This window comes from Pontibacter silvestris, assembly GCF_020907275.1.
GTDB lineage: Bacteria > Bacteroidota > Bacteroidia > Cytophagales > Hymenobacteraceae > Pontibacter > Pontibacter silvestris.
In genome coordinates this window covers 133,112-157,974 of the sequence record NZ_JAJJWI010000008.1, presented here as the reverse complement: position 1 = coordinate 157,974, position 24,863 = coordinate 133,112, and the positions used below count along the sequence as shown (strand labels likewise).

23 protein-coding genes are annotated in these 24,863 nt (G+C 42.7%); 20 read left to right on the top strand and 3 right to left on the bottom strand.

Features of this window, described 5'->3' with window-relative positions; genetic code table 11:
• Positions 1-1,221: 1,221 nt before the first annotated feature.
• From LN995_RS09430 to LN995_RS09380, 11 genes are all read left to right on the top strand, one after another.
• On the top strand, positions 1,222-2,304 hold the full coding sequence (locus LN995_RS09430) for an efflux RND transporter periplasmic adaptor subunit (RefSeq protein ID WP_229960659.1): 1,083 nt from the start codon (positions 1,222-1,224) through the stop codon (positions 2,302-2,304).
• 25 nt (positions 2,305-2,329) lie between these two features.
• Complete coding sequence (locus tag LN995_RS09425) at positions 2,330-5,494, top strand: efflux RND transporter permease subunit (protein WP_229960657.1); 3,165 nt, start codon at positions 2,330-2,332, stop codon at positions 5,492-5,494.
• On the top strand, positions 5,487-6,920 hold the full coding sequence (locus LN995_RS09420; protein ID WP_229960655.1) for a TolC family protein: 1,434 nt from the start codon (positions 5,487-5,489) through the stop codon (positions 6,918-6,920). The genes LN995_RS09425 and LN995_RS09420 overlap by 8 nt, the downstream gene beginning before the upstream one ends.
• A gap of 376 nt (positions 6,921-7,296) precedes the next feature.
• Complete coding sequence (locus LN995_RS09415; protein ID WP_229960652.1) at positions 7,297-8,466, top strand: AIR synthase related protein; 1,170 nt, start codon at positions 7,297-7,299, stop codon at positions 8,464-8,466.
• A 375-nt stretch (positions 8,467-8,841) separates the two neighbouring features.
• The gene (locus tag LN995_RS09410; protein ID WP_229960650.1) at positions 8,842-9,717 is read left to right on the top strand and encodes a hypothetical protein; all 876 of its coding nucleotides are present in this window, start codon (positions 8,842-8,844) and stop codon (positions 9,715-9,717) included.
• Positions 9,659-10,165 carry a hypothetical protein gene (locus LN995_RS09405; RefSeq protein ID WP_229960648.1) on the top strand — a complete coding sequence of 169 codons (507 nt, stop codon included), beginning with the start codon at positions 9,659-9,661 and terminating at the stop codon, positions 10,163-10,165. Before LN995_RS09410 ends, LN995_RS09405 begins: the two co-directional genes overlap by 59 nt.
• An 89-nt stretch (positions 10,166-10,254) precedes the next feature.
• Positions 10,255-10,806, top strand: coding sequence for a hypothetical protein (locus tag LN995_RS09400; protein WP_229960646.1), 552 nt, complete (start codon positions 10,255-10,257; stop codon positions 10,804-10,806).
• A 431-nt stretch (positions 10,807-11,237) separates the two neighbouring features.
• The gene (locus tag LN995_RS09395) at positions 11,238-11,627 is read left to right on the top strand and encodes a hypothetical protein (RefSeq protein WP_229960644.1); all 390 of its coding nucleotides are present in this window, start codon (positions 11,238-11,240) and stop codon (positions 11,625-11,627) included.
• A 199-nt stretch (positions 11,628-11,826) separates the two neighbouring features.
• Entirely contained in the window at positions 11,827-12,138 is a 312-nt protein-coding gene (locus LN995_RS09390) for a hypothetical protein (RefSeq protein WP_229960642.1), read from the top strand.
• Positions 12,135-12,329, top strand: a complete 195-nt coding sequence (locus tag LN995_RS09385; RefSeq protein ID WP_229960640.1) for a hypothetical protein — start codon at positions 12,135-12,137, stop codon at positions 12,327-12,329. The genes LN995_RS09390 and LN995_RS09385 overlap by 4 nt, the downstream gene beginning before the upstream one ends.
• Positions 12,330-12,437: 108 nt before the next feature.
• On the top strand, positions 12,438-13,172 hold the full coding sequence (locus tag LN995_RS09380) for a DUF4476 domain-containing protein (RefSeq protein WP_229960638.1): 735 nt from the start codon (positions 12,438-12,440) through the stop codon (positions 13,170-13,172).
• A 92-nt stretch (positions 13,173-13,264) separates the two neighbouring features.
• On the opposite strand, the gene LN995_RS09375 is transcribed toward LN995_RS09380, so the two are convergent.
• The gene (locus LN995_RS09375; RefSeq protein ID WP_229960636.1) at positions 13,265-13,765 is read right to left on the bottom strand and encodes a DUF4293 domain-containing protein; all 501 of its coding nucleotides are present in this window, start codon (positions 13,763-13,765) and stop codon (positions 13,265-13,267) included.
• Positions 13,766-13,923: 158 nt separating this feature from the next.
• Between LN995_RS09375 and truA the strand changes: the two genes are divergently transcribed.
• From truA to LN995_RS09355, 4 genes are all read left to right on the top strand, one after another.
• Positions 13,924-14,691, top strand: a complete 768-nt coding sequence (gene truA / locus LN995_RS09370; protein ID WP_229960634.1) for a tRNA pseudouridine(38-40) synthase TruA — start codon at positions 13,924-13,926, stop codon at positions 14,689-14,691.
• A gap of 116 nt (positions 14,692-14,807) precedes the next feature.
• The gene (locus LN995_RS09365) at positions 14,808-16,577 is read left to right on the top strand and encodes an ABC transporter ATP-binding protein (protein ID WP_229960632.1); all 1,770 of its coding nucleotides are present in this window, start codon (positions 14,808-14,810) and stop codon (positions 16,575-16,577) included.
• Entirely contained in the window at positions 16,574-17,092 is a 519-nt protein-coding gene (locus tag LN995_RS09360) for a GyrI-like domain-containing protein (protein WP_229960630.1), read from the top strand. The genes LN995_RS09365 and LN995_RS09360 overlap by 4 nt, the downstream gene beginning before the upstream one ends.
• 94 nt (positions 17,093-17,186) lie before the next feature.
• The gene (locus LN995_RS09355) at positions 17,187-17,801 is read left to right on the top strand and encodes a TetR/AcrR family transcriptional regulator (protein ID WP_229960628.1); all 615 of its coding nucleotides are present in this window, start codon (positions 17,187-17,189) and stop codon (positions 17,799-17,801) included.
• Positions 17,802-17,896: 95 nt separating this feature from the next.
• On the opposite strand, the gene LN995_RS09350 is transcribed toward LN995_RS09355, so the two are convergent.
• Together LN995_RS09350 and LN995_RS09345 are read right to left on the bottom strand one after the other, a co-directional pair.
• Positions 17,897-18,310 (bottom strand): helix-turn-helix domain-containing protein, encoded by a 414-nt coding sequence (locus tag LN995_RS09350; protein WP_229960626.1) that lies wholly within the window; start codon positions 18,308-18,310, stop codon positions 17,897-17,899.
• Between the two features lie 136 nt (positions 18,311-18,446).
• The gene (locus tag LN995_RS09345) at positions 18,447-20,231 is read right to left on the bottom strand and encodes an ABC transporter ATP-binding protein (RefSeq protein ID WP_229960623.1); all 1,785 of its coding nucleotides are present in this window, start codon (positions 20,229-20,231) and stop codon (positions 18,447-18,449) included.
• 157 nt (positions 20,232-20,388) lie between these two features.
• Between LN995_RS09345 and LN995_RS09340 the strand changes: the two genes are divergently transcribed.
• The 5 genes from LN995_RS09340 (at position 20,389) to LN995_RS09320 (ending at position 24,862) form a co-directional block, all read left to right on the top strand.
• Positions 20,389-21,489: a Glu/Leu/Phe/Val family dehydrogenase gene (locus LN995_RS09340; protein ID WP_229960621.1), complete on the top strand. Its 1,101-nt coding sequence runs from the start codon at positions 20,389-20,391 to the stop codon at positions 21,487-21,489.
• A gap of 231 nt (positions 21,490-21,720) precedes the next feature.
• Positions 21,721-22,893, top strand: coding sequence for a transcription antitermination factor NusB (nusB, locus tag LN995_RS09335; protein WP_229960619.1), 1,173 nt, complete (start codon positions 21,721-21,723; stop codon positions 22,891-22,893).
• Positions 22,894-22,975: 82 nt separating this feature from the next.
• Positions 22,976-23,281 carry a YtxH domain-containing protein gene (locus LN995_RS09330; RefSeq protein WP_229960618.1) on the top strand — a complete coding sequence of 102 codons (306 nt, stop codon included), beginning with the start codon at positions 22,976-22,978 and terminating at the stop codon, positions 23,279-23,281.
• Positions 23,282-23,289: 8 nt separating this feature from the next.
• Complete coding sequence (locus LN995_RS09325; RefSeq protein WP_229960616.1) at positions 23,290-24,288, top strand: isocitrate/isopropylmalate dehydrogenase family protein; 999 nt, start codon at positions 23,290-23,292, stop codon at positions 24,286-24,288.
• Positions 24,289-24,313: 25 nt separating this feature from the next.
• The gene (locus LN995_RS09320; RefSeq protein WP_229960614.1) at positions 24,314-24,862 is read left to right on the top strand and encodes a DUF1573 domain-containing protein; all 549 of its coding nucleotides are present in this window, start codon (positions 24,314-24,316) and stop codon (positions 24,860-24,862) included.
• The last annotated feature ends 1 nt before the right edge of the window (position 24,863 follow it).

The following is a 24,863-nucleotide window of genomic DNA, read 5'->3' as shown; positions in this document are numbered from 1 at the left end:
TTAGGCCGCTCCGTATCTTTCTGTAACTGCTTTAACCCTGAATTGATTCAGTAATTATTTTATTTTGAGTCAATCCTACACCCTTGTTTAAATTTGTGAGGCTTATCCTGATTCGTGGAAGATAGGTACTTACGACGAGATAAGTTATTTCTTCATGCAGCTGCCCTTGACTACTATATTGGACGGTTATACTCAAAGAAGTACTATCTTTCAGCGAGAGTATTTGTTTCTTAGTACTAGTTTGAGATAAGTTTACTATTGACCATATTATAAAAGTACAAGTTATTCAAGAAGCTGGTTTTAACTTTTATTTACTGTTCAAAAAGGAACAATCCTAGTTTCTGTTAGTTTGGGTACAAATATTTAATGATTAACTACTTGCCTGTATTAACAACTTTATGTAAGTTTGAGGCCAAATGAAGAAGTTGTTAATTAGATTTTTTCTATTACTGTGTATCTTCCTGTTAAGCGGGTATGGGCAACTGCATGCCCGTACATTTCAGGATGTTATACACGATTCTTCAATAAAAATCCTTAAAAAGTCTGGACATGCCAGCTTTGGCATAATGCAAAATAGCCAGAGCTTGGCTCTCAAGTCCGCTGTATTTGCTACAGAAAAAAAGAGCCACAGAACAGATGTTGCGGAGATTGAGGAGAAAGATTATGAATCTATTTCTTTCAAAAAGCTTTTAGAGGGCAGTAATTACTTTACTACACTCTTTTACGCCCTTGCTCTCGTATATTTCTTCCGATATATTAAAACAAGCTTACTTTTCTGTAAGCACTTTTCTTACACCTCATCAAAAAGAAGGTATCTCATATTCCATGTCTTCAGGATATGATTTAAAACCTCAGTAGGTATAACAATTCAATAGTCATCATGTAATTGTGCAGTCGGGTGTTGGCAGACAACATAGAACCTGACGGTATAAGCGCTAATTTTTTCTTTCGTAGTTTCTTTACACCCTGATAAAGTGGCACTACGGAGGTAGAATTCACCTATGCGCTTACATGGTGTTGTAGTTCAGCCCACTCACTCATTGTATGTGATTATATAGTGGTAACTACACAACATTGAAATTGCCTACCCATCCTCTCAATTATTTTTTAGTATCCAGTATCCAATAGCATTGTGCTAGCTGGATGCACTAATCTATCGTGTAACATACATTTTAAAGAAGTTCTCAATAAACCCTTATCGTTTAAAAAATCAAAATTATCATGAAGAGAATCCTCATGCTCATGGGCTTGTGCGCCTTGTTGTGCCATACAGGCTGTGAATCCAAGAAAGAAGAAAAGGAAACAGAAACCGAGTTCTTAGTCACCAGTCCAGTAAGAAAGGACACTACCATCACGGAAGATTATGTGAGCCAGGTGAGATCAATAAGTCATATTGAACTAAGAGCCCAGGAAAGAGGCTATCTGCAGAAGATTTTTGTAGACGAAGGCCAGTTTGTAAAAAAAGGGCAGCTGTTGTTCCAGATTATGCCTACGCTTTACGAAGCTGAACTACAAAGAGCACAAGCTGAAGCTAATTTCGCCCAGATAGAATACCAAAACACCAAGAGGCTTGCAGATAGCAGTATAGTTGCGCCAAATGAACTGGCTATGGACAAAGCCAAACTTGATAAGGCAAAAGCTGAGTTAGCCTTAGCGCGGGTTCACCTGCAATTTACCGAAATCAGAGCTCCTTTTGATGGCATCATCGACCGCTTTCATGTAAGGCTGGGAAGCCTTGTAGATGAGGGAGAACTGCTTACAGAGCTTTCGGATAACAGTAAAATGTGGGTTTATTATAACGTTCCGGAAGCTGAATACCTGGAATACCAATCAAAGGCACATACAGACAGCAAAATGAATGTAAACCTTTTAATGGCTAACAATAAACAGTTTGAGTATCCGGGTGTGGTAGAAACCATTGAAGCTGATTTCGACAACGAAACAGGAAATATCGCGTTCAGGGCCACATTTCCTAATCCAAAAGGATTACTAAGGCATGGCGAAACAGGTAACATACTCATGAGCGTGCCTATGAAAGATGTGCTGCTTATCCCGCAGAAGGCCACCTTTGAAGTACTGGACAAGAAGTATGTTTATGTGGTGGATAAAGACGATGTGCTGAGGTCAAGGGAAATTACCATAGCAGCTGAAATGCCGCACATTTATGTAGTACAGGATGGCCTGTCTGAAAATGACAAGTTCCTGTTGGAAGGCCTGCGCCTGGTACGTGAAAACGAAAAAATACACTACAAGTTCGTGAAGCCTGATTCTGTCATGTCGCAGTTAGACTTGTATGCAGAATAATCAGGTATCCTAAAAAACAGAAGAAATGTTTAGTAAGTTTATAAAAAGGCCCGTATTTGCGATTGTAATATCGGTCATGATTGTTTTTGTTGGGACATTGGCTATTAAAAAGTTGCCAATCTCTCAATTCCCCGAAATTGCCCCCACCACAGTAAACATTTTTATTGCTTATCCCGGAGCCAGTGCCGATGTGTTGGTTAAGTCCACGCTGATTACACTAGAACAGGCTATCAATGGTGTCCAGGATATGCGATATATAGCAACTGATGCAACCAGTGCCGGTGAGGCTACACTTCGGGTGATCTTCGAACCAGGTACAGACCCCAATGATGCGGTTATTAGGGTGAAAACGAGAGTGGACCAGGTAATGCCACTCTTGCCTGAACTGGTGCAGCGTGAAGGTGTTGTGATTACCCCTATTCAGCCGAGTATGTTGATGTACGTCAACCTCTACTCCAAGAATGAAAGTATGGATGAGAAGTTCTTGTTCAACTACGCTACCGTTAAGATGATCCCTGAAATACAGCGGACCAAAGGGGTAGCCAGAGCACAGATACTCGGTAGTCGCAGATATGCGATGCGCATTTGGCTAAACCCTGACCGCATGCGAGCCTACAATATCTCGGTAGATGAAGTGATGAAGGCTTTAGGGGAGCAGAGTATAATAGGCCGGCCGGGTAGGTTAGGGCAAAGCTCTGGTATAGCAGCTCAGTCACTGGAATATGTACTCACCTATAAGGGGAGGTACAGTGAACCGGAAGAGTACGAAAATATAATTGTCCGGGCCAATGCCGAAGGTGAAAGCATACACTTGAAAGACATAGCCACCGTTGAGTTAGGCAGCGAATTCTTTGATATTTATTCTAACCTGGATGGTCATCCTTCAGCGGCTATCGTGTTAAAGCAGAACTATGGTAGTAACGCCAGCGATGTAATTGAGGAGGTAAAAGCCAAGCTAGAGGAAATGAGACCATATTTTCCTCCGGGAATGGACTATAAAATCAGCTATGACGTTTCTCAGTTCCTGGATGCTTCCATAGAGCAGGTGATTCATACCCTTAGAGATGCCTTTATACTTGTTGCCATCGTTGTTTTTATTTTCCTGGGTGATTGGCGTTCTACTCTCATACCGATTCTGGCTGTGCCGGTGTCGTTGGTGGGGGCATTTTTTGTCATTCAGTTCTTTGGGCTTTCCATTAACCTGGTTACGCTGTTTGCACTTGTGCTGGCCATTGGTATTGTGGTGGATGATGCGATTGTGGTGGTGGAGGCCGTCCATGCCAAAATGGAGGAAAAGCCGCGTTTGTCGCCCTATAAAGCTGTTCAGGAAGTGCTTGGAGAAATCAGTGGTGCCATCATCGCCATAACGGCTGTCATGGTATCAGTATTCCTGCCTATCTCGTTTATGTCGGGTCCCGTAGGTACTTTTTACCGACAGTTCTCCATTACTATGGCCAGCTCCATCGTAATTTCGGCCCTGATTGCCCTTACACTTACCCCGGTACTTTGCGCCATGTTGTTAAAGAACCATCATGGAAAACCAAAGAAGAAAAACCTGCTGACAAAATCGCTTGATAGCTTTAACCGTGGGTTTGATAAACTTACCGGAAGATATGTAGGCTTGCTAAGGTCAATTGTGAGCAGAAGATGGCTTACTTTCGGAATATTATTAGCGTTTGGTGCCGGTATATTCTACGAAAATCAGGTGCTGCCAGCCGGCTTTATACCTAACGAAGACCAGGGTACTATATATGCCATTATCCAGACACCTCCGGGTTCTACCCTCGAGAAAACCAACCAGGTATCCCAGAAGCTTCAGAAGATATGTGAGGAGATTGAAGGTGTAGAATCAGTATCTTCTCTGGCAGGCTACGAGATTATGACTGAAGGACGTGGCTCCAATGCCGGTACTTGTCTTATCAACTTGAAAGCTTGGTCTGAGCGCGAGCATACCGTGAAAGAAATCATGGAAGAGTTAGAGGAGGAATCGAAAGGCCTTGGCGCTGTTGTCGAGTTCTTTGAACCGCCGGCAATCCCGGGCTTTGGTTCTTCAGGAGGTTTTTCGATGCGTTTGCTGGATAAAAATACAGATACCGACTACCATGAGTTTGATAAAGTAAATCAGGAGTTCTTGGATAATTTGCGCAAACGTAAAGAGCTTACGGGTCTGTTTACCTTTTTCGCGGCCAATTATCCGCAATACGAATTAGAGATTGACAACAGCCTGGCTATGCAAAAAGGAGTTTCTATCGATAATGCGATGGAAAACCTCAATATCTTGATTGGTAGTACCTATGAACAAGGCTTTATCAAGTTTGGCCAGTTTTTCAAGGTTTACGTGCAATCTGACCCCAAATTCAGAAGGCTTCCATCCGATCTTCTAAAGCTTTTTGTTAAAAACGATCAGGGTGAGATGGTGCCTTACTCATCGTTTATGAAGCTTAAAAAAGGTCAGGGCCCTAACGAAATCACCCGTTTCAATATGTATAATTCGGCAGCTATCCAGGGGCTTCCGGCTAAGGGATATACCACTGCAGATGCCATTCAGGCCGTACGGGAAGTAGCCAGTCAGACATTGCCACAAGGCTACGACATTGCCTGGGAAGGCCTTTCATATGACGAAGCGAGTAGGGGGAACGAGGCGCTTTATGTGTTTCTTATTGTGTTGATGTTCGTGTACTTTGTATTGGCAGCCCAGTACGAGAGCTTTATTATCCCGTTGGCGGTAGTGTTCTCTCTGCCAGTTGGTGTATTCGGTTCGTTTATGTTGCTGAAACTGATGGGGCTGGAGAATAACATCTATGCTCAGATAGGACTGATCATGCTGATCGGTCTGTTAGGTAAAAATGCCGTGTTGATCGTAGAGTTTGCCGTTCAGAAGCGCCAGGAAGGAGCTTCTATATTTGATGCCGCTATTGAAGGTGCGAAGGTGCGTTTCCGTCCCATCCTGATGACCTCGTTCGCCTTTATAGCCGGTTTGATACCATTGATTATTGCAACTGGTGCAGGAGCCATTGGTAATCAGACGATTGGTGCGTCTGCTCTTGGTGGTATGTTATTTGGAACGATCTTCGGTGTCGTTATCGTCCCTGGATTGTATTATATATTCGCCCACTTGGCAGATGGCCGTCACATGATTAAAGATGAAGATGAAACTCCTTTAACCGAAGATTATGTCCACCATGCTTAAAAAAATAATATATAGATGCTTAGGAGTAGCCTGCCTGTCGTTGACCTTTACGGCTTGTATAACTCCATCTGTAGTAGAAAGAACAGCAAACACGGCAGTACCTGCGAGTTATAATAACTCGCAAGATACTACCAACACAGCAACCCTGAAGTGGAAGGAATATTTTACCGACCCGTACTTGACTGCTCTGATTGATACGGCACTGCAGAACAACCAGGAGCTGAACATTACATTGCAGGAAATTGCGATTTCAAGTAACGAGGTAAGGATTAGAAAAGGGGAATACCTGCCGTTTGTCGGACTACAAGGTGCTACTGGCCTTGACAAGGTGCCGCGATACACCAACATAGGAGCTATGGAGGCTACCACCGACATTAAACCGGAAAAAGAAATGCCTGATCCGCTACCAGATTTTTTGGTAGGGGCCTATGCTACCTGGGAGGTCGATATTTGGAATAAGCTGCACAATGCCAAAAAAGCGGCCGTAAGCAGGTACCTTTCTAGCGTTGAAGGGAGAAACTTTATGGTTACAAACCTGATTGCCGAAATTGCTAACTCTTACTTTGAATTGCTGGCACTCGATAATCAACTGGCTATTGTAAATCAGAACATCGAGATACAAAGCAATGCCCTGCGAATTGTAAAACTGCAGAAAGAGGCTACGAGAGTTACCGAACTCGCAGTCCGCAGGTTCGAGGCACAGGTATTTAGCACGAAAAGCCTTCAATACGACATTCAGCAGCGGATTACAGAAACTGAGAACAGGATTAACTTCCTGCTGGGGCGATACCCACAGCCGATTCCAAGGAACGATGAGTCTTTTGGCACTTTAGTACCTGCTGCCATCCATGCCGGGTTGCCGTCGCAGTTGTTAGCCAACCGGCCTGATATCAAGCAGGCAGAACTGGAATTGGCAGCATCAAAGCTGGATGTAAAGGTGGCAAAAGCACAGTTTTATCCCTCTGTAGGCATTTCCGCAGCTATTGGATACCAGGCGTTCAATCCATCCTACCTGCTAAAGTCCCCTGAGTCGATGTTGTTTTCATTGGCTGGAGATCTAGTGGCTCCGCTGGTTAACAGAAACGCGATAAAGGCGACCTATAGTAGTGCTAACGCCAAGCAACTACAGGCTGTTTACAATTACGAACGTACCATCTTAAATGCTTATTTTGAGGTGGCTAATCAGTTAGCCAAAATCAATAACCTGGAAAAAAGCTACGATTTAAAATCAAAGCAGGTGCAGGCGCTGACCCAGTCGATTGATATTTCAAACGACCTTTTCACATCAGCCAGGGCAGATTACATGGAAGTACTGATGACCCAACGAGATGCGCTGGAATCGAGGTTTGAACTGATTGAAACCAAAATGCAGCAGATGAATGCCATGGTTAATATTTACCGGGCATTGGGCGGCGGATGGAATTAAGCATGAAGCTAATAAAAAATAATTAGCTGTCCGTAAAAGAATATTAGAACACAAGAAAAGCCATTTTACAGCATTGTAAAATGGCTTTTCTATGTTTATAAATAATTGGCCGGCAAACGGTAGGTGAATAACAAAACTCCCTTTAGATACCAAACTATACAGAAGCTTTTGCCAAAAGTAATATTTACATGGTTAAAGTTATTTTCTATGATGAATCCAATCCGAAGCTAATGCGCTAAGTAATATAAGAGTCTCCGACTTACTTCTATACTGTTAAAAAAGCTGAGAGCAAAAAAGCTTCACAGCTGATTTTATACTTTTCTCTGCTGATTATACCGTGCCCTTTCTTAAATTTGTGAGGAAACCATCCTGATTTATGGAAGACAGATACTTACGCCGAGGTGTGTCGGCTTCGAAAGAAGACGTCCACAATGCCATCAAAAACATAGATAAAGGCCTTTTCCCAAAAGCTTTCTGCAAAATTATCCCTGATATTCTGACAGGTGACTCAGAGTACTGTGCCATTATGCATGCCGACGGAGCTGGTACAAAATCATCACTGGCTTATATGTACTGGAAGGAAACCGGCGACCTGAACATCTGGAAAGGTATAGCGCAGGACGCTGTTGTAATGAACACCGACGACTTGCTTTGTGTGGGTGCCACAGACAATATACTGCTATCTTCTACCATAGGCAGAAATAAAAATCTTATACCAGGTGAGGTTATTGCAGCTATAATTAATGGTACTGAAGAAGTACTGCAGATGCTTCGCGATAATGGAATTGGCATTTACAGCACAGGGGGCGAAACAGCTGATGTTGGCGACCTGGTGCGTACTATCATTGTAGATAGTACCGTAACGGCCCGTATGCGCCGCGATGAGGTAATCTCGAACCATAATATACAGCCCGGCGATGTAATTGTAGGCTTTTCTTCTTACGGCCAGGCAAAGTATGAAACTGAGTATAACGGCGGCATGGGCAGTAATGGCCTTACCTCTGCCCGGCACGACGTTTTCCACAAATATCTTTCTGCATCTTACCCGGAAAGTTATAATCCGGAACTGCCTGCCGATTTGGTGTACGCTGGCAACTACAAACTGACAGATGTGAATGAGGAGACAGGGCTGGAAGTAGGAAAACTGGTGTTATCTCCAACACGAACATATGCTCCCATTGTAAAGGAAATTTTGAAAGCGCATCAGCAGCACATACACGGCATGGTACATTGCAGTGGAGGTGCTCAAACAAAAGTGCTTCACTTTACAGATAAGGTGCACATTGTTAAGGATAACCTGTTCCCGGTACCACCGCTGTTCCGTATTATCCAGGAGCAGAGCCACACCGATTGGAAAGAGATGTATAAAGTGTTTAACATGGGCCACCGCTTGGAGATTTACCTGCCGGAGCAGTATGCCGATGATCTGATTGCTATTTCCCAAGCCTTTGGTGTAGAAGCGCAGGTTATTGGCCGCGTAAAAGACAGTAAAGCAAACGAGCTGACGTTGAAGAGCCCTCACGGGGAGTTTTATTACAAAGGCTAGTTGGGGAGTTCTGGGTTAAAAATATCTGGTTTTGAGAATTAGCCATGGGCATGTTACCCATGGCTAATTTATTTTACAACCTATGTTACAAAACGTAGTTGTTTAAACATTAAAAAGTGCTTCAGGACCTGCTGAAGGTGCTTTTAGGTCAGTAAGTATAGTGTATGCCATGTTACCTAAGCCCATAAAGTTCCCTTTTTTATAGATTTAAAGCTGTCTATATTGCTATACATTTAAACATTTAAATTTTAAGCAGTATGAAAAACAAACTTTTACCCCCCCCCACATTTTAGAGCAACATGGCTAAGGCTTTTCCTGCTCCTCTTCCTCTCCACAAACCTGCTGTTCTTTGGCTGCGATAAAGCTAAGGATGCCGTGGCTCCCGAAACAGAAACACTGACTGCTGAACAGACACAAGCTGTAAAAGATGCAAAGGACAAGGAAGACAAAGACGAGAAGTATAAAACTGACAAAACAGGCCAGTATGTAAGCAAGGAAGTGCAGGTAACAGGCTACGAAGGAGCCGAAAGACCTACACGCCCAAAGTATGATGCGACCAACAGTGAAGATGTGACCGCAATGGTGATTGCTCCAATTGATCCAGGCACGGGAGGCGGAGGCGGCACTCCACCAGCTCCAACTTCTAAATTTGTTAGTTCGGTAGGGATAGGATGTGTTAGTCATCCAGCTGGCTTCTATACTAACATTGACAATGTTAGTATGGATTTAAAGATCAGAAAAGGCAGCTCTTCTACTATAAACACTAGTGATTTACCTGGATACTATAAGATACCTGTAGACCTTAATAAAGGTGCAGGGGGGCAATATATTTACTTATGCTTTACACGTGATCCAAATAAAGTGCAAGGTTCAGATTCAGGTCAAAGTGCATGGGTGAACAGTTCAATGATGGGTAGAAGTGTTTCTGTAAAAAACATAGTTGTAAAAAGTTATTCAGTTGGTGGGTTTAATAGTTGGCCAACTAACTGTTCGCCTCCTATCGAAGCAAAAGATGATTTGGGTTTTCATACTCCTGATCTTAATGATGGGTCAGGTGGAAAATACATTTATGCATATCAGGAAAAATGTACTATTTATAGTCCAAATACAGTCATGGAAGTAGGAGTAATTTATGGAAACAGCAGTTCCTTTCAGCCTCCTAATGGTTGGATAAAAATACCTGGAGATTTAAATGAAGGAGCAGAGAGAGTTGAAAACAGGGGCACCGTACAAGTTAGCAGTAGGAGGTAGAGGATTTAACCCTGTAGGAGAGTTTGACCTTGGGCTCGCTGCAAAGTACTTCATAAGCGGCAGCAGTGCTTTGGAATTGGGGCTCTCCAAGGTTATACTCGATAAGCAAGCTTATCAGCTTTCCTTAATGTATGAACGGCACAGCAGTGTATTCAAATCAAGAAATCTTTTGTTATACTATGGGGTTGGAGGTGGTATGCTGATATTGAATCAATATTCCAGCACCTTGATAGGAAAGATGCAAGAGGACGGAGATATAAATTTACGAGGCGGCATTGGTTATATAGCAGGCGTGGAGTTAGGCATAGGTAAAATTCCTTTAGCCCTTTCTTTTGATTTCAGAGGGATATACTACATTGGAGTCAACAGCTACAGAGATGATGGCAGCGTATTAAATGTTGCAAGTCCTGCTTTAGGTTTAAAGTACAGGTTCGGGATGAGGAATTAAGAACTACCTAATTGAAGGAGCAGGAGGAGATTATATCTACTTCTATTATAGAAGATAACTTACAACCACTACCATAAGAGAAACTAGCGGTGCTTTTCTTTGGGGTAATCAGTCAGGCTGTGGCGCAAGCCCAGTTTGACTCCCTTAGAATACAAAAACAAGTGGATGCCGCGACTTCTCCAGCATATAAGTTTGCTTTAGGAGTACGAAGAGCGGTAATAGTCGGTGAATATGATTTTGGTATAACCGGGAAATATTTTCTTAGTGGAACAAGCGCTTTAGAAGTCGGAATGTCAAAAGCTTTATTAAAAAGCCATGCCTATCAACTATCTGGGATGTATGAACGACATAACAGGCTGTTCAGGTCAAAGAATTTCTTCCTATACTACGGGGCAGGAGGAGGAATACTTGTTTTTGATAAACAGGCAGATGGATTATTAGATGAGAATGATAAAGTTACAGCGAAAGGGGCAATAGGTTACATAGCTGGTATAGAAGCCGGTTTAGGTAAAATACCGTTAGCTGTTTCATTTGATTTTAAAAGCTTATATTATATCAAGGGAAATACGCCAGTATACAGAGTTCTTAATGTGGTTGGCCCTGGTATAAGCTTAAAGTATAGGTTTGGGATGAACAGGTAAGAGCTACCTAAATGAAGGAGCAGGAGGTGATTATACATACTTCTGCTATAAGAGATAGTTAATACTTGATTTACACATTGTACCATGTTTGTGAAAAGCAGATTCATGCGTTTCACAAACATGGTATTTTATAGAATACATTATATGTACAAATATGTCTTTATTTTAATTGCTGCTTTAGTGGCTCCTCTATTTGCTACAGCGCAGCAATTACTTCTTGATAACCTGCTGGAAAGCTTTACATAGGCGTTACTGCAACAGCTATTGGCTACAACTTAGAATATAAGAATGCACCAAATGGAGGCAACATTAATCCTTACGGTTCAATCAATATTGGCTATAAATTATCTGAGAGGGCAAGGCTGCAAGTTGGCCTCTGGTACGGCACGGCAAAGGCAGACCATTCAGACATTTATGTTGAGTCTGATGATGTGTTTGTTTATAACAACGACATCACTCGCACCGAAGGGTGGGGTGTACCTGTTACCTTTGATTACGTTCTGCTTTACCCTTTCAGACGGGTGCAGTTTTATGGCACAGTAATGCTTACTCCTATGTTTAGCAAAACAGAGCAGGAAAAGTCTCAGCTTAGAGATGGAGTGACTACTATTTCTTATAGTGCTAAGACTTCGGGCATAAACACTTACCTGACAGCTGGCTTTGGTCTTGGGTATTCTATAAGCAAACGTTTCGATGCCTACGCTAACTATCATTTAATAAGCCGCAATTTCAATAGGGACTTAAGACCAAGAGATGAATACCCGTATCCTGGTTCATTATTCGTTGGCCTCAACTATAGATTAAAAGCTAAACCAGAGTAGTCGTAGTAGTATAGTATCTTCTATATACTGTTTTCCTTGTTGCTTCTATCAATCTTTTACTGCTGCTGTCCAGCGGTTTCCTTCCTCAGGCACTACAACGGCAAGTAAAGCTCTTGTAGGAGTTGGGTTAAGCACTATCTCCTATCACATTTACTATGAAAATAACAAAGAATTCGGACCTGTACGCTCTGGCTATTTTGTGCCAGTAGGGCTGCACACAGGTTATAGAATATCAGATAGATTAAGTTTGCAGGTAGGCGTAGCCTATGGGGGAGATAGAGATGAAGCCACAGTTATAACGCAGGGTACCGAAGGAATTCCTATAGAAAACCACTCTCGGTCTAAAACGCAAGCAGTAGCTATTCCTGTAACCATAAATTTTACTTTCTTAAAAGCCCTGCAACGCTTTCCTGTTTATGCAACAGCTACAGTTATGCCTGCTTTTAGGCGTACTATAGCAGAAAATGAACCGCCACAGGCTAATGTAGCTGGAGAAAAGGTTCGGGTATGAATGCCTTTGCAACGGCTGGTTTAGGCTTTAACTATAAAATCAGTAGTCGCTTTAATGGCTATGTCACATATTACTTTTACAAAGACAATTTAACGGGTAGTAATTCTTTTTATTATGATTGGGAGCAGAGTGGAAACAAGATAAGGAGATTTATAAAGTCGTTTGGTTTGGGTATAAACTATACGCTATAACATTAACTCTTTGTTTTCAGAAGTATAGCCTATAGGAGGCGGCAGTTTAGCTTTTAATCTGGCACAGAAATTGGTACGGCAGCAGCATAAGCAAAAGCCTATGCTGCAATGAAAAAGTTTTTATTTCCGCTCTTGCTTGTGCTACTGGTGTTGCCGGTATGGGCACAAGCCTCTGTACTAACTTTTGCTACCCCTAAAGGTGAACCATTCCAGATAAGGCTGAATGGCAAGATGGTAAACTATACTGCCTCAAACTTTGTACGGGTAACAAACCTGAAACCGGGAAAACATTATGTAGAGTTTAAGGTAATGAGCCGCCGGGGTGTCTATCGTATGGCAGCTAATGTGTTAGTGCCCATAGGAGTAGAGGCAAATTATGCCGTGCGTACAGCCAACAGAGGCAGGGTATACCTGCGCCTGATAAACGAAGTACCTTTAGTGCCGCCTCCGGTTACGGCAAGGCCACAACCAATTGTGCCTCGCTATCCTGATAACCACAACAACCGTAATGAGCCGGCTCCACCAGTACAGGACAGTGAAGAAGATGCTTGCCGCAACCTGATGGACAAGTATGATATAGACAAGCTAATAGAGTCTGTTGATGGACGAGAATTTGAAAGCACGAAGTTAACCATTGCCTGTGAAGCAGTACGTAGTGGCAGTATTCTGGCAGAGGACCTGAAGCGTTTGCTGGAGCAGTTTTCTTATGAAAGCTCTAAAGTAGAACTCGCCAAATTTGCCTACAATTATGTATGCGACAAAGAGCATTTCTACTATGTGTATGATGCCTTTGAAAACGATATCAGTATAAGAGAACTGGGAGATTATGTGAACAGAAGGTAATGAATGGTTTATATTAATGTATGTGGCGTAATACAAAGAGGCTCTGCTATCAACTTAGCAGAGCCTCTTTGCTAGTAAGAAAAGTCTCTTTGTTATCTTAGTCTGTCTACAGACCTTACTAAGGCTTCATCGCGCTTTATGTAGCGATTAGCTAAGCTATTTAACACAAGCGCTAAAACAGGCATATAGAAACCCGCATGAAAAGAACCATTGTCTGTTCCTTGTACCAGGTCTACGCCAACCACTCTGGCATAATAAAACTCAGCCACAAAGCAGGCTCCAATCAGTAAAGAGTTCAGCATGCCTAACTTCATCTGGTTTAGGCGGCTTTTGTATTGAAATATTTCATAAACAGCTACAACAGCGGCAGCAATGGCTAAAAGGCCTATTGCTATAGTGCCTGTTTGGGGCACATTCCCGGCTCCGGTTGGCTCGCCCTGCTCATTAAGAAAGTGCGACTTAAGGTTCCAGGCAGTCAACACCACCGTTTCGCCTGTTGTGGCATCAGTCTTAGACCATAGTGACAGAAACAGCATACAGATCATAGCTATCGCCAGCAAAAACAGAAATACAGTTTGAATTCTTTGTATCATAAGGCAAATAAATTTCAGGTTAAAGAACTGCAAAATTAGACAAACCCCTTAAAAAGCAAAATAAGAGTTACTTGCTAAATAATTAGAGGCAGCCGAAGGCGAAGATGTGTTCTTCCAAAGGACCAAAATGATTCACGAAGAATATGTAACTTTGTCTTATGCGGTATTTTTTAGACATAGCTTACGATGGTACCCGTTTTCATGGCTGGCAGGTGCAGCCAAATGCACTGTCGGTACAGGAGGTGCTGGACGATTGTCTGAGTAAAGTGCTGCGACAGCCTGTCAACTCTACAGGCAGTGGCCGCACCGATACAGGCGTACACGCCAGTCAGCAGTTTGTGCATTTCGATGTGGCTGAAAAGCTGGACGAGGAACAAATGGTGTACCGCTTTAACCGTCTGCTCCCCAACGATATCGTGGCTAAAAAATTGTATTTAGTGCCTGACGATGCCCATGCCAGATTCGATGCTTTTGAGCGTACGTATCATTATTACATTACACTCGCCAAAAATCCGTTCAAGCGCTACTATGCGCATTACCTTAGCAGCCAACCAGACCTGGAAAAGATGAATGAAGCCGCTGCTATATTGCTGAAGTATGAGGACTTTACCACGTTCAGCAAAGTAAAAGGCGACACCAAACATTACAACTGTAACATGTACGAAGCTGTATGGCAGCAAGAGGGAGACGAGCTTAAATTTACAATAAGGGCAAATCGTTTTCTGCGAGGCATGGTACGGCTGGTGGTAGGTACCTTACTGGACGTAGGCAAGGGAAAGTTAACTGTAGAAGCATTTGAGCAGACAATAGCCAGTAAAGACCGGAGCAAAGCAAGTGGCGCAGCACCGGCTGAAGGGCTATACCTGGCTAAGGTGGCATACCCGGAGGGCAAGTTAAAAGTACCGAGTGACACATCAGCTAAATAAACCCGCCTAAAACTATTAACTTTACAATCACTTAGAAACAGTTGCACGTAACAAAATAGGCTGCCACAGTAGCGGCACAGTGCTATTTCTAAAGAACTGATTTGACTTAACTAAACTTGGAAAATAAACTTAACGACGCAGGTAAAGTATTTGATGCAGAGGTATTGCGGAGGCTGTACTCGTTTGTGAAGCCGCACGTCAAGATATTTTATTTGATAGTCTTTCTTACTTTCGCTTCGGCTGTACTGGCTGCAGTGCGTCCGTTCCTGATTCAGTACACTGTGGATAACGAGATTCTGCAGAACGATTGGAACGGCCTTAATAGAATGTTCGTGATATTAACTGTGCTATTGGTTCTGAATGCCATTGTACAGTACCTGCACACCTATTTTGCCGGATGGCTGGGGCAGCACGTGGTGCGCGATATCCGCATTAAACTATACCGCCATATTCTGGACCTCCGCCTGAAATTCTTTGACCACACGCCAATTGGTACACTGGTTACCCGAAACGTGTCGGACGTGGAAACGTTGTCCGATGTGTTTAGCGAGGGTATGGCAGCTATGATAGGAGACATTCTGCAACTGGTGTTCATTGTAGGCTTTATGTTCTACATTGACTGGGAACTGACATTGGTGAGCCTTTCTACCTTCCCGCTCATGGTTATCAGTACCTATATTTTTAAAGAGAAAGTAAAAGACTCTTTTCAGGAAGTGCGTACGGCGGTGGCCAGGCTAAACTCTTTCGTGCAGGAGCACATTACGGGTATGAGTATCGTGCAGATATTTAATAACGAGAAGCGCGAAATGGAGAAGTTTGAAGCGATCAACAAAGAGCATACGCGTGCTAATATCCGGTCTGTGCTGTACTATTCTATTTATTATCCCGTAGCGGAAATCATAGCGGCTGCAGGGTTAGGCATATTGGTATGGTATGGTGCCTACGGGGTAATAGACAACGACATGTCTTTAGGTACACTGATGGCCTTTATCCTGTACATTCAGATGTTCTTCCGCCCGATACGCATGATTGCAGACCGCTTTAACACCTTACAGCTGGGTGTGGTAAGTACAGAGCGTCTTATGCGCCTGCTTGACAGCAGAGAGATGATTGCAGATAAGGGTACACATGCACCTGCTCATATAAAAGGAGACATAAGCTTTCAAAAGGTATGGTTTGCTTATAATAATGAAGAGTGGGTACTCCGGGACCTTTCTTTTGAGGTGAAAGCTGGTGAAACTGTGGCTTTTGTAGGAGCTACAGGTGCCGGTAAAACATCTGTTATCAACCTCCTTAACCGGTTTTATGAAATTAATAAAGGGAAAATAGTTATTGATGGTCACGACCTGAAAGAGTTTGACCTGAGCGTGTTGCGGCACCATATTGGCGTAGTATTGCAGGATGTGTTCCTGTTTTCTGGTACAATAGCCGACAACATTAGCCTTGGGAATAAGAATATTACTGAGGAACAGATGTGGCAGGCAGCAGACCTGGTGGGGGCACGTAAATTTATAGAACGCTTACCAGGAGGCTTACATTACCAGGTAATGGAGCGAGGAGCTACACTCTCTGTAGGACAGCGCCAGCTTATTTCTTTTGTGAGAGCGATGGTATATAACCCCGAGATTATTATTCTGGATGAAGCCACCTCTAGTGTAGACTCCGAGACAGAAGAGCTGATCCAGTACGCTATTGACCAACTGATGCATGGGCGTACATCTATTGTAATTGCTCACCGACTTTCTACCATACAAAAAGCTGATAAAATAATTGTGCTGAATAAGGGTGAGATAAAAGAAATGGGTAACCATGAGCAACTGCTGCGCCATAATGGCTATTATGCTCAACTTTACCAGATGCAGTACAAAAACATGATTAATTTATGAAGAAGTTCTTCTATGTAATGGCGGCAGCCGCCGCTCTGTTGTTAATTTTTTATGTGTATATAGGAGGGTTTACTGCTCCGGATGTAATAACTTCTACTTCTAAAACAATGTACATTGCTGGCCAGCCATTTAAGGGTTCTATAAAAGACGAGGCATTGGGGGAGGCGTTTAGTAAAGCAGGCAATATTCTGGAAGATAGTATGCTGATAGGGGTACTTGGTAGCGTCTACTATAATAACCCTGAGAATGAAGGCGACAGCTTAATAGCTTTTATTGGTATTGTAGTGCCTGATAAGAATGTAACACTGCCAGAAGGGTATGAGCTTCGCACTATTGAGGGTGGAAGAAAAGTATTGCGGGCTGAAGTGAATGCAAGCTATATGGTAGCACCCGGTAAATTGTATGGGGCTCTGTTTGAGTATGCTGAGCAGCATAAAATAGAACTGGAGAAGTTTTATGTGGAGTGGTTTCCGGAGGAGAATAAAGGTGTGGTAGAGGTGCCGGTAAAACAGTAATATTACAGCCTGTAAGTGTATGTTATTGCCATTGTTCAGATAAAAGTTATTTGGTGTAAACTATTTTATTCTCTAAAACTACACACACGGTACATTGGGCAAAAAAGGAGATGCACGAAAAGAGCTGATTTTGGAAGCTGCCAAATCAGTTTTTGGTAAGATGGGCTACAGTAAAGCCACTCTGGATGACATTGCCTTGGCCTGTGACCTGAAAAAGCCTTCTCTTTACTATTACTACAGTAGTAAAGAAGTGCTGTTTATGGAAGCCTTCTCTCAAGAATGGATAGACAGCCTTTGCCGGATAAAGCATATTGCAGAGCAAGAGGCTGACCCATATAAGCGTTTATTGTTGTACATTACATCATCGCTGCGGTACTACCAGGAGATTGTTACACAGCATACCATTTCCATCAAGGTACTCATAGAAACAAGAAGTCTGTTCCAAAAGCTATTTAAAGAATCCCGGGCAAAAGAGGCAAACTTTTATGCTTCTGTGATAAAGGAAGGTATTATAAATAATATATTTATTCCCTGTGAGGAAGAACGCGTAGGAAATTCTATAATGGTTGTAAAAGACCTGATTCAGTTCGATGAGTTTGAGCATGCCTTTTACAACCAGCTTCCAACTATCAACTTTAAGAAAATAGAAGAAGATGTGCTTTTTACTATAAACCTAATACTGGATGGTATTAGCAGTAAGAAGCGTTAGCTAAAGCTACTTTACAGTACTGTAAGTTTAGGCATTGGGGAACAAGTTCATTCAGGATACCAAACCTACAGGTAAGCAACATAAGAACAGCGAAACTATTCCGAAGCTTCTTTCAGCTGATCCAGCTTTGCCTTTAGTGCGTTTACATCGGCATGATGGCCTTTTGCTACTTCGGCAGCGTCCAGCTCAATAAGCATGTCTTTCATTTGCTGCAGGTAAGCAGCCTTGTCTTTCTGCAGGCAGCCTTTATGGCCATCAGGACAGTTGCCATCTTCATCCATTGGCTTAAACATGCTGCCCTCGCCATAAATAAGCCACTGTGGATTAAGGTCGTTAAAATTTCTGACAATGGCTACTAACTCGTCTAGCAGGAAATTCTTTCCACATATAATGTTAGAAAGGGTGGTTTCGTCACTGCCAGTAATGGATACCAGTTGCTCCATTTCCAGCTCTTTCAGATTAGTATAGAACCTGAATCTTTTGCCGATTTGCTGTAAGTCAATAGCCATAGATAGAAGGGTTTAGTTCTTTCAAACATGCATACGTACTTATAACAGAATCTGACCGAAATAATTCCTCTTAATATAATTGAAATGTAACTACTATTGAAAAAGGTAGCTAAGAGGAGAAGTCTGGTGTCGAAAGTCATTCAGAGTCTTCTGGCTGCAGTTGGCGCTCATACAGCGTTTTATAAAGGCCATCTACGGCAATGAGTTCGTCGTGTGAGCCGTGCTGCACAATTTCTCCGTCTTCCATCACTAAAATTCTGTCTGCCAGCTTTACCGACGACACCCGGTGTGAGATAATAATAGAGGTGCGGTTGGCCATAATGCGGCGTAGGCTGTTCAGAATAGCATTTTCGGTTTTAGTGTCAACTGCTGAGAGCGAGTCGTCAAGTATAAGAATGCTTGGTTCCCGTACCAATGCCCGTGCAATAGATACCCTTTGCTTCTGCCCACCAGATAAGGTAATACCACGCTCACCCAGCTTCGTCTCAAACTGCTCCGGAAAATGGATGATATTCTCATAAACATCAGCATCTTTAGTGGCCTGTATCATTTGCTCTTCAGTTATGCTAGGTAAGCCGAAGCCAATATTGTTGCGGATAGAGTCTGAGAACAGGAACACATCTTGCGGCACATAACCAATCTGACTACGCAGGTTTTCTATATTATAATCCCGTACGTCTATACCATCAATCAGAATACGCCCGCTTGTTACGTCGTACATGCGTGGCAGCAGGTTCGCAATAGTGCTCTTACCCGAGCCCGTATTTCCGATTACTGCCAGTGTCTCGCCGTGGTTTATCTGGAAAGATATTTTCTTTAAACCATGAATGTGAGTGTCAGGGTAAATGAAATCAACATCCTCAAAAACAATATCGCCTTTAAGTGGTTTTTTTATATCCTGGCGTGAGATAATATCTGTCTTGGTATTAAGAAACTCATTGATACGTGCCTGTGATGCAGCAGCACGCTGCACCAGGCTTGCCGTCCAGCCCAGCGAAGTAACTGGCCAGGTCAGTATGTTTACATAAATGATGAATTCCGCAATGTTACCAGTCGTAATACTGCCATTAATTACCTCCTGACCTCCTATATAGATGGTGATAATGGTGCTCAAGCCTACCAGGAACAATACTAAAGGAAAGAAGAGCGAGTTAACAAAGTTTAACTCCAGCGACTTGTCTTTATAAGTATTGCTGGCGGTTGTGAAGTTATTATGAGAGTCTTCTTCCCGCACAAATGACTTTATAACACGAATGCCAGAGAAAGCCTCTTGCACAAAAGTAGTGATGCCCGAAAGGCTTCGCTGTATTTCGTCAGACTTGCGCTGTATAATATTGTTAACGTAGTAAATGCTTATAGCCAGTACAGGCAATGGGAGTAATGTATAAATAGTCAGCTTCACGTTAACCGACAGCATATACGGAATTACCATCAGAAACAGCACAAGCAGGTTAATACCATACATGATAGCCGGGCCAAGGTACATACGTACACGGCTTACATCCTCCGAAATGCGGGCCATCAGGTCTCCGGTGTTGTTTTTGCGGTAGAAGCTCAGTGGCAGGCTCTGGTAGTGTTCGTAAATCTCATTCTTAAGATCATACTCTACCAGGCGGCTCATGACAATAATTGTCTGGCGTACCAGAAAAAGAAACGCTCCCCGCAGCAGAGCCATCACCAGAATTACGACGCCATATACCAGTATGCTCTGGGCAAATACATCATACACTAATGCCTGTTGGTTTAGCCCCTCGTAAAGGTTATAAAGGCTAATGCCTTCCTTAATAAGGTTAAAGGAATAGCGTACCACCTGAGCTGGCAGTATCTGGAAAAAGTTAGATATGATAGTAAACACAAGCCCCAATAAGAGCCTGTATTTATATTTTATAAGATATTTGTTTAAGTATTTTAGTGATTTCACGTTAAAGATTTAAAGCTTAGAAGCTTTTACGCATGATGCAGGGTTTGAAGTACAAATTGAATTAATGAAAAAAAGAATTAATTTTGCACTCGAAAATGAGGGAACGATTGTTCCCCCCTGCCACACAAATATAGAACAACCCTTAATCAATTCATAAATGGTCGAAGTTAAAGACGTAGAATTGAGTAAAGACAAGTCTGTTTTTAGTCAGTTGGCAGAGCACAATCATGAGAAGGTTGTCTTCTGTCATGATCATGATACTGGCTTAAAGGCTATCATTGGCATCCATAATACAGTGCTTGGCCCTGCTATAGGTGGTACGCGTATGTGGGCCTATGCCTCTGAAGCTGAGGCCCTGGATGACGTTCTGCGCCTTTCAAGATGGATGACATATAAAGCCGCTATCTCTGGTTTGAACATGGGAGGAGGCAGCGCGGTAATAATAGGCGATGCCAAAGAAGCCAAAACGGAAGCTCTGCTCCGCAAGTTTGGGCGCTTTGTAAAAAACCTGAACGGGGCCTTTATTACAGCAGAAGACATAGGGATGACGGCCAAGGACATGGAGTACATCCGTATGGAGACACAGCACGTGACAGGTTTGCCTGAGGCTATGGGCGGCGGCGGAGATCCATCTCCTGTGGCAGCTTATGGTACTTATATGGGCATGAAAGCCGCCGCTAAAAAAGCTTTCGGGTCTGATTCGTTACAGGGCAAGAAAATTGCCGTGCAGGGTGTTGGTAATGTTGGTGCTTATTTGATAGAGTTACTTGCAAAAGAGAATGTACAGCTCTTTATCACAGATATCTATGAGGATCGTTTACGCGAGGTGTCTTCTAAATATGGCGCCAGGGTAGTGGGCATGAACGAGATATATGGTTTAGAGGTAGATATTTATGCCCCATGTGGTCTCGGAGGCACGATCAACGATAAAACCATTGATCGACTGAAATGCAAGGTGATAGCTGGTAGCGCTAATAACCAGTTGCGCGATGAAACGGTGCACGGGGCTGCTTTGGAAGCACGCGGTATTGTGTATGCCCCTGACTTTCTGATTAATGCCGGAGGTTTGATAAACGTGTGTTCGGAGCTGGATGGCTACAACCGTGAAAGTGCTTATGCACAGACAGAAAGAATTTATAAGTATACCTTAGATATATTGGATCTGGCAGAACGCGAGGGAATCCATACGCAGCTTGCCGCCATAAAAATGGCAGAGAAGCGTATTAACAATATCAGCAAGGTTCGCTCCACTTACTAGGGGGTAACAGACAGAATATAAAACGCAAAAGTGCTGTACCAAGCTGTGCCACTTTTGTTTTGCACTGTTAGCTTAATTACTTGGAACTATAAACCGGCCGCTTTGCATTCAGAGAAGAGGTATTAATTAAAAGTACAGCATAGTCTAAGACTTTGCCGGAGGCTATACATTTGAGCGCCAGATGGCGCTATTGTTTTTAAGAAATATAAACACGCTCTTTACAATAAGATTATGCTCAACCGCAGAACACTACGAATTAAGGCAATGCAAGCTATTTATGCCTATATGCAGGCCGAAGGTTCCGATTATCTGCTGGCGCTAGACCAGATAGGGGAGGAATTTGCACCAGACCTTAATTCAATGGAAGTGCAGGACAAAAAGCTGCTGGAAGGCCAAAAGCAAATTGCCACACTACTTTTCAAAGAGTGGTATGAAACCCGCCAGTTCGATACAGAGGAGACTGACACAGCAATTGTCAGTGCGGTAAACAGAGCGATTGTTTACTATCAGAACCTCACCAAGAAAGACTACAAGTATTACGGTAACCAAATGCTGAGCGCTGTGGAGCGCATCTACGATCACTACATTGCCACACTTCAGATTCTGGAGGTACTGGTGAATTTGATAAAGGAAGAGGAAGAAAAAAAAGCCACCCGTTTTACCGAAGCAAAAGGCCCCGATGTGAAACGTTTCCTGAATAACAGGGTAGTGCTCCGCCTGCTGGATAATAAATCCTATCAGCAAAGCATCATTCGCAGAAATATAAGCTGGGGCTCCGATATTAGCGATATCAGGCAAGTTTACAAATTGGTTTTAAAGCAGGATGAGGTCTTTTTGAACTACTTAGCCGTACCTGCACCAAGCCTGGAAGAGGATCTCGAGGTGGTTAAACATATTTTTAAAAACATTATCTTTAAAGAAAAAAACTTACAATCTTTGTTTGAAGAGCAGGATTTGAACTGGGTAGAGAACAAAGGGATTGTTAAGAGCTTGGTAAACAAGACGGTCAAGATATTTGGAGAAGATACAGAGGAAGATCAGGTGTTGCTTGATCTTTCTGCAAACTGGGACGATGACAAAGCCTTTTTTGAGGAGCTTTATCACCAGACAGTGCAGGACGAAGAAAAGTATGAGACTATGATTGCCACCAGTGTGAAGAACTGGGACGTAGAGCGTGTGGCTGTGTTAGATAAAATCATACTTAAGATGGCACTTTGCGAGATGTACATCTTCCGAAGCATTCCTGTAAAAGTAACTATTAACGAGTATATCGAAATATCTAAGCTGTATAGTACACCTAAAAGTAAACAGTTTATTAACGGCGTGCTGGACAAAATGGCACAGGATTTGACAAGTAAAGGCGAGATTCGTAAGTCTGGCCGGGGCTTGATTGATAATAAGTAAGCTTTATTAGCTTAACTATAAGCCGCTATTTCGCCGTAAAAGAAATTATAAATTGAACCTGACACATTAGAACATATACACTATGGGTAAGAAGACAGTCGCCTTATTAGCCTTTATGTCAGGCTCAGCTGTTGGTGCAGCTGCTGGCATTTTATTTGCTCCTGAAAAAGGAAGAGAGACACGTTATTGGCTAAGCTATCGCTTGGAGAAGTATCGTGATGCACTTTCAGACCTGCTGGAACAAATCGCTAACCGTGATAATTTGCCATCAAGTGCTAAATCAGAGGGGCAACGGGTTATTCAGGATGCAAAAGATAAAGCCGAGAAGTTATTAGGGGATGTAGATTCACTCATCAACGAAATAAATAGCCGCAAAGAACTACTATAAATCTAACCATGACACAAATTACACTTATTCCTGGAGATGGCATTGGCCCCGAAATTACAGAAGCTGTAAAATCAATTTTTAGTGCAGCCAATGTGCCTGTAACCTGGGAAGAAGAAAACGCTGGACAAACTACTTTTGATTCGATTGGTGAGTTGATACCAGCATCACTGATTACGTCTCTTAAGAAAAACAGAGTAGCACTTAAAGGTCCTATTACTACACCTGTAGGCAAAGGCTTTAAGAGCATAAATGTGCAGTTGCGCCAGATGTTTGACCTGTACTCAAACGTTAGACCAGCCAAAACAACAAAAGGCGTAAACACGCGCTTCGAAAATGTAGACCTGGTATTGTTCCGCGAAAACACCGAAGGCTTGTATTCAGGACTGGAAGTTGTTGATGAGCGTCTGCAAATTGTTGACTCTATTTCTCGTGTAACGCGTACAGGTTGCGAAAAAATTATTCGTGCTGCCTTTGAGTATGCTGATAAGCATGGCCGTAAAAAAGTTACTGCTGTACATAAAGCCAATATTCTAAAGTCTGTTGGTGCTATGTTCCTAAGCATTGCCAGCGAAATTGCCAAAGAGTTTCCGCACATCCAGTACGACGATAAAATTATCGACAATATGTGTATGCAGTTAGTGGCTAAACCTGAGCAGTTTGATGTTGTGGTAACAACTAACTTGTTTGGCGATATCCTGTCTGACCTTTGCGCCGGCCTTGTTGGTGGATTGGGTGTAGTGGCAGGAGCCAATATTGGTAAAGAAATGGCAATTTTCGAAGCAGTGCATGGTTCTGCTCCTGATATAGCCGGTAAAGGTATTGCTAACCCTACCGCACTTCTCCGTTCTGCTATAATGATGCTACACCACATCGATCTGAAAGATGAGGCTAACCGCATTGAGGCAGCTCTAGAGACAATACTAGGTAACAAAGAAGAATGTACTGGTGACCTGGGTGGGCGTGCAAGCACAATGGAATTTGCACAGAACATTATTGCAAAACTTTAATAAGTAACTAATAACTGTTCTTGATATGAAAAAGAACTTTTTTTTAATAGCAAGTCTGGCTGTAGCAGCTTTAACAACTAGCTGCGATAATAGTGGTGCCAATAATAATGTTGTAACTGCCGACGAAAGCACTGCAGCAGCAACAGAAACTTCCCAGCCTGTAATAGAAAACCCTAATGTAGCTTCTGAGGAAACAAATGCTGTTGCTTCTGCAGATGCTCCTGTTATGGCTTTTGAAGAAACAGAGTATGACTTTGGCACTATCAAACAGGGAGAGGTAGTAGAGCATACATTTGCCTTCACAAACACAGGTAAGTCTCCTTTGGTTATTGAGAGTGCTTCAGCCACATGTGGTTGCACTGCTCCTGAGCCTCCAAAAGAGCCAATTGCTCCTGGTGAGAAGAGCAGCATTAAAGTTAAATTTAACAGTGCCGGTAAAATGGGGCAGCAATACCCAACAGTAACTGTTCGTGCTAACACAGAACCAAACATCGTTAAAATTTCTATGAAAGGTAATGTGGAGACTAGCAATATCCCAACTGCAGGTGCAGAGGGGCCTGTTAGAAGAAACTAAT